The organism is Streptomyces sp. NPDC059994, from assembly GCF_042737755.1.
Taxonomy (GTDB): domain Bacteria; phylum Actinomycetota; class Actinomycetes; order Streptomycetales; family Streptomycetaceae; genus Streptomyces.
In genome coordinates this window covers 38,625-45,060 of the sequence record NZ_JBHWUR010000062.1, presented here as the reverse complement: position 1 = coordinate 45,060, position 6,436 = coordinate 38,625, and the positions used below count along the sequence as shown (strand labels likewise).

Here is a 6,436-nt window from a genome sequence, read left to right as displayed (position 1 = left end):
GCCCCCGGCCCGCAACGGGCGCGTAGGGAGACGACTCCGTGGGCCCCAACACGGCCGGCGGGGCCCGACAGCACACCGCCCCGGCGCCGCCCCCGTTTTCCCGCACACTCCGGGGAACTCGGCGGCGGCGCTTTTCCGTTGGGCGTACGGGGCACGGCGACGCCAAGCGGGCGCAGAACCTCCGGGCCCCGCTGTTCCGCCCGACTGTGACGTGTGGCACGATGCTGGCCACCCCCACCACCCGCACCGCCCTTCACAGGAGACCTCCCGCGTGCAGACTGCCGCCGTCCCCGAGCTCGCGCACACCCACGCCCGCCCGGTGCACTGGCTGGCCACGGCCGCAGTGATGGCCGGGGTCGTGGCGCTGGCCGGCTGGCTGCAGCCGGACGCCGCCAAGGCCTCCCAAGGGGCCGCGGGCGCCCGCGTGGCAGCGGCTCCGGCCCCCGACGCGGCGGCCGTCGCCTACCCGCTCCAGTGCGGCACGGTGGGCACCCAGGTAGCGGCCCGGGCCGAGGGGGACCTCGACGGCGACGGCAGCCCCGAGACCGTGGCCGTCGTCCACTGCCGGGCCGGCTCGGGCACCCCGCCGAGCGGGATCTACGTCCTGACCCGGCCCGCCGTGAAGGGCGCCCCGCCGCGCCTGGTGGCGACGCTGGCCGACCCCCGGGAGAAGTTCGGCGTCTCCGGCCTCGCGGTCCAGGACGGAACGGTCACGGCCACGCTGCTCGGCTACTCGTCGCCGAGCGTGCCGCGCTGCTGCCCCGACGAGGAGCGGAAGGCCAAGTGGCGCTGGCAGGGCGGGAAGTTCGTCCGGAGCATCCGGTCCCAAGCACTGGGTGCCTGATTCGTCACCTGGCGTACGTACTTCGTTACGTACGGTCTCAGTCGGCGTCCGGCCCGTACACCTCGGTGCTGTCCGAAACCCGTCGTACGTGAATGCAGTCGCCCGGGCAGTCCTTCACCGAGTCGACGACGTCCTGGAGCAGTGGCAGCGGGACCGGCGTCACGGCGCCCGGCGACTGCAACAGCTCGTCCTCGGCGCTCTTCACATAAGCCAGACCGTCGATGTCCAGCTCGAAGACCTCGGGCGCGTACTGGACACAGATCCCGTCGCCCGTGCAGAGCTCCTGGTCGATCCAGACCTCAAGAGCGTCGTTCATGTCGCCTGCCGTTCGTGCGCGGTGCTGTGTTCGTGCGGAGTGCCCCACCGGCCGGGACGCCGAGCAATCGGCACCAGTCCTGACGGGTGTTGACCGACTCGACGATACAACCGGCCGCTTTCCGATGTTGATGGGTGGGTATTCCCCTGGCGTGAGGGAGAGCGCAAGGGTGAAGATCGGACACACCCCGCAGTCTTTGTGATCTAGGGGTTTCAATCACCACCCGCCCAGGTAGGGTCAGGAAGCGTCCAGCTCCCCTTGGAGGAGGTGAGGACCGTGGCAGCCCACGACGACGACATCAACCGCGGCATCCGGCCCGCGCGGGGGTCTGAGGACCCAGCCGGCCAGGTTGCCTATCTAGAGCAGGAAATCGCCGTCCTGCGACGCAAGCTCGCCGACTCTCCGCGTCATACGAGGATTCTCGAAGAGCGGATCGTCGAGCTGCAGACCAACCTGGCGGGCGTGTCCGCGCAGAACGAGCGGCTCGCCAATACGCTCCGCGAGGCCCGGGACCAGATCGTGGCCCTCAAGGAGGAGGTCGACCGGCTCGCACAGCCGCCGGCCGGCTTCGGTGTCTTCCTGCACGCCAACGAGGACGGCACCGCCGACATCTTCACCGGGGGCCGCAAGCTCCGGGTGAACGTCAGCCCCAGCGTCGAGCTCGACGAGCTCCGGCGCGGCCAGGAAGTCATGCTCAACGAAGCGCTCAACGTGGTCGACGCCATGGAGTTCGAGCGCGCCGGGGACATCGTCACCCTCAAGGAGATCCTTGAGGACGGCGAGCGCGCCCTGGTGGTAGGGCACACCGACGAGGAACGGGTGGTCAGGCTCGCCGAGCCGCTGCTGGACGCCACCATCCGCCCCGGCGACGCCCTCCTGCTCGAACCCCGCTCCGGCTACGTGTACGAAGTGGTCCCCAAGAGCGAGGTCGAGGAACTGGTCCTCGAAGAGGTCCCGGACGTCGACTACGAGAAGATCGGCGGACTCGGCGGCCAGATCGAGATGATCCGCGACGCGGTCGAGCTCCCCTACCTCTACCCGGACCTCTTCAAGGAGCACGAACTGCGGCCGCCCAAGGGCATCCTGCTCTACGGCCCGCCCGGCTGCGGCAAGACGCTCATCGCCAAGGCCGTCGCCAACTCGCTCGCCAAGAAGGTCGCCGAGGTCACCGGCCAGCCCGCGGGGAAGAGCTACTTCCTCAACATCAAGGGCCCCGAACTCCTCAACAAGTACGTCGGAGAGACCGAGCGGCACATCCGCCTCGTCTTCCAGCGAGCCCGCGAGAAGGCCAGCGAGGGCACCCCCGTCATCGTCTTCTTCGACGAGATGGAGTCCCTCTTCCGCACCCGCGGATCCGGCGTCAGCTCGGACGTGGAGAACACCATCGTCCCCCAGCTGCTCGCCGAGATCGACGGTGTGGAGGGCCTGGAGAACGTCATCGTCATCGGCGCCTCCAACCGCGAGGACATGATCGACCCCGCGATCCTGCGGCCCGGCCGGCTCGACGTCAAGATCAAGATCGAGCGCCCGGACGCGGAGGCGGCCAAGGACATCTTCGCCAAGTACCTCACGGCGTCCCTGCCGCTGCACGCGGACGACCTGTCCGAGCACAGCGGTTCCAAGGACGCCGCGGCACACGGGATGATCCAGTCCGTCGTGGAGCAGATGTACGCGGAATCCGAGGAGAACCGCTTCCTGGAAGTCACGTACGCCAACGGCGACAAGGAAGTCCTCTACTTCAAGGACTTCAACTCCGGCGCCATGATCCAGAACATCGTGGACCGGGCCAAGAAGATGGCCATCAAGGCCTTCCTCGACCACAACCAGAAGGGCATCCGCGTCTCCCACCTCCTCCAGGCCTGCGTGGACGAGTTCAAGGAGAACGAGGACCTGCCCAACACCACCAACCCCGACGACTGGGCCCGTATCTCCGGAAAGAAGGGCGAACGGATCGTGTTCATCCGTACCCTCGTCACCGGAAAGCAGGGCGCGGACACCGGACGCTCCATCGACACCGTGGCCAACACCGGTCAGTACCTGTAGCACACAGGGCGGCTGCGGGTGCCCGACCGGGGCATCCGCAGCCGACTGCTTTTCCGGCCAAAAACAGGCCACAGACAGACCAAGAGCAATGACGGAATTGATCTCCCCACCAGCGCAAAGGCGTTCTAGGCTCTTCCGTACCGCCGAGTCGCGCAGTGCGGGGACGGGCACCGCACACGCACCGGAGAAACAGCGGTACTTGAGCGACGCTCCCGGAGGGGAGCGCCGCCGGGCAAGGAGGGCCGCATGACCGTACGGCGAGTAATGGGCATCGAGACGGAGTACGGCATCTCCGTCCCCGGCCACCCCAATGCCAATGCCATGCTCACCTCGTCCCAGATCGTCAACGCCTACGCGGCGGCGATGCACCGGGCGCGCCGCGCCCGCTGGGACTTCGAGGAGGAGAACCCGCTGCGGGACGCCCGCGGCTTCGACCTCGCCCGCGAGGCCGCCGACAACAGCCAGCTCACCGACGAGGACATCGGCCTCGCCAACGTCATCCTCACCAACGGGGCACGGCTGTACGTCGACCACGCCCACCCCGAGTACAGCTCACCCGAGGTCACCAACCCGTTCGACGCGGTGCTCTGGGACAAGGCGGGCGAGCGCATCATGGCCGAGGCGGCCGAACGCGCGGCGCAGCTCCCCGGCGCCCAGCCGATCCACCTCTACAAGAACAACACCGACAACAAGGGCGCCTCCTACGGCACGCACGAGAACTACCTGATGAAGCGGGAGACCCCGTTCAGCGACATCGTGCGCCACCTCACCCCGTTCTTCGTCTCCCGCCAGGTCATCACCGGCGCCGGCCGCGTCGGCATCGGCCAGGACGGCCACGAGCACGGCTTCCAGATCAGCCAGCGCGCCGACTACTTCGAGGTCGAGGTCGGCCTGGAGACCACTCTCAAGCGCCCCATCATCAACACGCGCGACGAGCCGCACGCGGACGCGGAGAAATACCGCCGGCTGCACGTCATCATCGGCGACGCCAACCTGTCCGAGATCTCCACCTATCTCAAACTCGGTATGACGGCCCTGGTCCTCTCGATGATCGAGGACGGCTTCATCAACGTCGACCTCGCCGTCGACCAGCCGGTCCGCACCCTCCACCAGGTCTCCCACGACCCCGACCTGCGCCACCTCGTCACCCTGCGCAGCGGCCGCACGCTCACCGCCGTACAACTCCAGATGGAGTACTTCGAGCTCGCGCGCAAGTACGTGGAGGAGCGGTTCGGCGCCGACGCCGACGACCAGACCAAGGACGTCCTCGGCCGCTGGGAGGACGTGCTCAACCGGCTGGAGAACGACCCGATGAGCCTCTCCGGCGAACTCGACTGGATCGCCAAACGGGAGCTCATGGAGGGCTACCGGCGGCGCGACGGCCTCGGCTGGGACGCGGCCCGGCTGCACCTCGTCGACCTCCAGTACGCCGACGTACGGGCCGAGAAGGGCCTCTACAACCGCCTGGCGGCCCGCGGCAAGATGAAGCGGCTCCTCGACGAGCCGGCGGTCTCCCGGGCCCGTGCGAAGCCCCCGGAGGACACCAGGGCGTACTTCCGCGGCCGCTGTCTGGAGCAGTACGCGGACGACGTCGCCGCGGCCTCCTGGGACTCGGTGATCTTCGATCTGCCGGGCCGTGACTCGCTCCAGCGCGTACCAACCCTGGAACCGCTTCGCGGAACGCGTAATCACGTGAAGGAGCTGCTCGACCGCTGCCGGACGGCCGAGGATCTGGTCCGGGTGCTCTCGGGCGGCTGACCCGGGGCTGAAAAGTCGTCGGCGTGGGAAACACAGAGGTAGGCCCCGCACGTTCCACCAAGTGCGGGGCCGATGTCAGGCCCTGCTTGTAGGGTCTGATCAAGGACATCGAACCGAGCGGGGTGAGGTAGATGGCGGCCAAGGACACCGGCGGCGGACAGCAGAAGGCCACGCGTTCCACCGAGGAGGTCGAGGAGCAGACCCAGGACGCGCAGGCTTCGGAGGACCTCAAGGAGCGCCAGGAGAAGCTCTCGGACGACGTCGACTCGGTGCTGGACGAGATCGACGATGTCCTGGAGGAGAACGCGGAGGACTTCGTGCGGTCCTTCGTTCAGAAGGGTGGACAGTAGTCCACGGATGTGAACGGCGGGGGGTGTGTCCGAGGGAGCGACGGCTCCCCTCGGCGGGGGCGGCACGCGGCGTGCCCAACCCGCCCTTCCGCCCTCGCCGTTCATGTGGATCACCGCCACGAGACGGGTAAGGTCCGTGGCGTACGGTGCTTCAACTGCAATTCGGCCATCGGCAAGTTGGGAGACGATCCCGACGCAGTTCGTCGGGCTGCCGCCTACCTGGAGGGAACCTCGTGGAAGCCAACACTCGTGGCACAGGGCGTCTACCAGCTGCCTTCCTGACGCCGGGCTCGTCCTCGTTCATGGACTTCCTGTCCGAGCACTCGCCCGAGATGCTGCCCGGCAAGCGGGTGCTGCCGCCCGTGCAGGGGCACGTGGAGGCGCCGCACGGCACGACCATCGTGGCGGCGACGTTCCCCGGCGGCGTGGTGCTCGCCGGTGACCGGCGCGCGACGATGGGCAACATGATCGCCCAGCGCGACATCGAGAAGGTGTTCCCGGCGGACGAGTACTCGGCGGTGGGCATCGCCGGTACCGCAGGTCTCGCCGTGGAGATGGTCAAGCTCTTCCAGCTGGAGCTGGAGCACTTCGAGAAGGTCGAGGGTGCCACCCTCTCCCTGGAGGGCAAGGCCAACCGCCTCTCCACCATGATCCGCGGCAACCTCGGCATGGCCATGCAGGGCCTGGCGGTGGTCCCGCTCTTCGCGGGGTACGACGTGGACCGCGAGAAGGGCCGCATCTTCTCGTACGACGTCACCGGCGGCCGCTCCGAGGAGCACGGGTACGCCGCCACCGGCTCCGGTTCGATCTTCGCCCGTGGCTCGATGAAGAAGCTGTACCGCGAGGACCTGACCGAGCAGCAGACCACCACCCTGGTCGTCCAGGCGCTCTACGACGCGGCGGACGACGACTCGGCGACCGGCGGTCCCGATGTCGCCCGCCGGATCTATCCGATCGTCACCGTCATCAGCGACGAGGGCTTCCGGCGGCTGACCGAGGCGGAGTCCTCCGAGATCGCCCGCTCGATCCTGGAGCGGCGTCTGGAGCAGCCCGACGGCCCGCGTGCCGCGCTGCTCTGAGGCCGCTGAGATGACCCCGCCACTGACAGAAAGGGACGGATAGCCG

6 protein-coding genes and 1 pseudogene are annotated in these 6,436 nt (G+C 68.3%); 6 read left to right on the top strand and 1 reads right to left on the bottom strand.

From position 1 onward, the window contains the following. Positions 1-271: 271 nt before the first annotated feature. Positions 272-844, top strand: coding sequence for a hypothetical protein (locus tag ACFWA7_RS26360; RefSeq protein ID WP_385825512.1), 573 nt, complete (start codon positions 272-274; stop codon positions 842-844). A gap of 37 nt (positions 845-881) precedes the next feature. On the opposite strand, the gene ACFWA7_RS26355 is transcribed toward ACFWA7_RS26360, so the two are convergent. Then, positions 882-1,160 carry a ferredoxin gene (locus tag ACFWA7_RS26355; RefSeq protein ID WP_385541840.1) on the bottom strand — a complete coding sequence of 93 codons (279 nt, stop codon included), beginning with the start codon at positions 1,158-1,160 and terminating at the stop codon, positions 882-884. A 276-nt stretch (positions 1,161-1,436) separates the two neighbouring features. Between ACFWA7_RS26355 and arc the strand changes: the two genes are divergently transcribed. The 5 genes and pseudogenes from arc (at position 1,437) to prcB (ending at position 6,390) form a co-directional block, all read left to right on the top strand. Continuing rightward, the gene (gene arc, locus ACFWA7_RS26350; protein WP_385541838.1) at positions 1,437-3,203 is read left to right on the top strand and encodes a proteasome ATPase; all 1,767 of its coding nucleotides are present in this window, start codon (positions 1,437-1,439) and stop codon (positions 3,201-3,203) included. Between the two features lie 246 nt (positions 3,204-3,449). Next, positions 3,450-4,961, top strand: a complete 1,512-nt coding sequence (dop, locus tag ACFWA7_RS26345; protein ID WP_385541836.1) for a depupylase/deamidase Dop — start codon at positions 3,450-3,452, stop codon at positions 4,959-4,961. A gap of 131 nt (positions 4,962-5,092) precedes the next feature. After that, positions 5,093-5,311, top strand: a complete 219-nt coding sequence (locus tag ACFWA7_RS26340; protein WP_385541834.1) for a ubiquitin-like protein Pup — start codon at positions 5,093-5,095, stop codon at positions 5,309-5,311. 72 nt (positions 5,312-5,383) lie between these two features. After that, positions 5,384-5,593 (top strand): annotated as a pseudogene (locus ACFWA7_RS26335) (endonuclease domain-containing protein); the annotation flags it as partial. After that, a complete protein-coding gene (prcB, locus tag ACFWA7_RS26330; protein WP_101387504.1) occupies positions 5,545-6,390 on the top strand; it encodes a proteasome subunit beta in 846 nt (281 codons plus the stop codon). The pseudogene ACFWA7_RS26335 and the gene prcB, both read left to right, overlap by 49 nt. Positions 6,391-6,436: the final 46 nt, after the last annotated feature.

Bases quoted from the DNA above. Each gene is read 5' to 3' on its own strand.
- ACFWA7_RS26355 (WP_385541840.1), bottom strand. From the start codon at position 1,160: ATGAACGACGCTCTTGAGGTCTGGATCGACCAGGAGCTCTGCACGGGC.
- dop (WP_385541836.1), top strand. From the start codon at position 3,450: ATGACCGTACGGCGAGTAATGGGCATCGAGACGGAGTACGGCATCTCC.
- ACFWA7_RS26340 (WP_385541834.1), top strand. From the start codon at position 5,093: ATGGCGGCCAAGGACACCGGCGGCGGACAGCAGAAGGCCACGCGTTCC.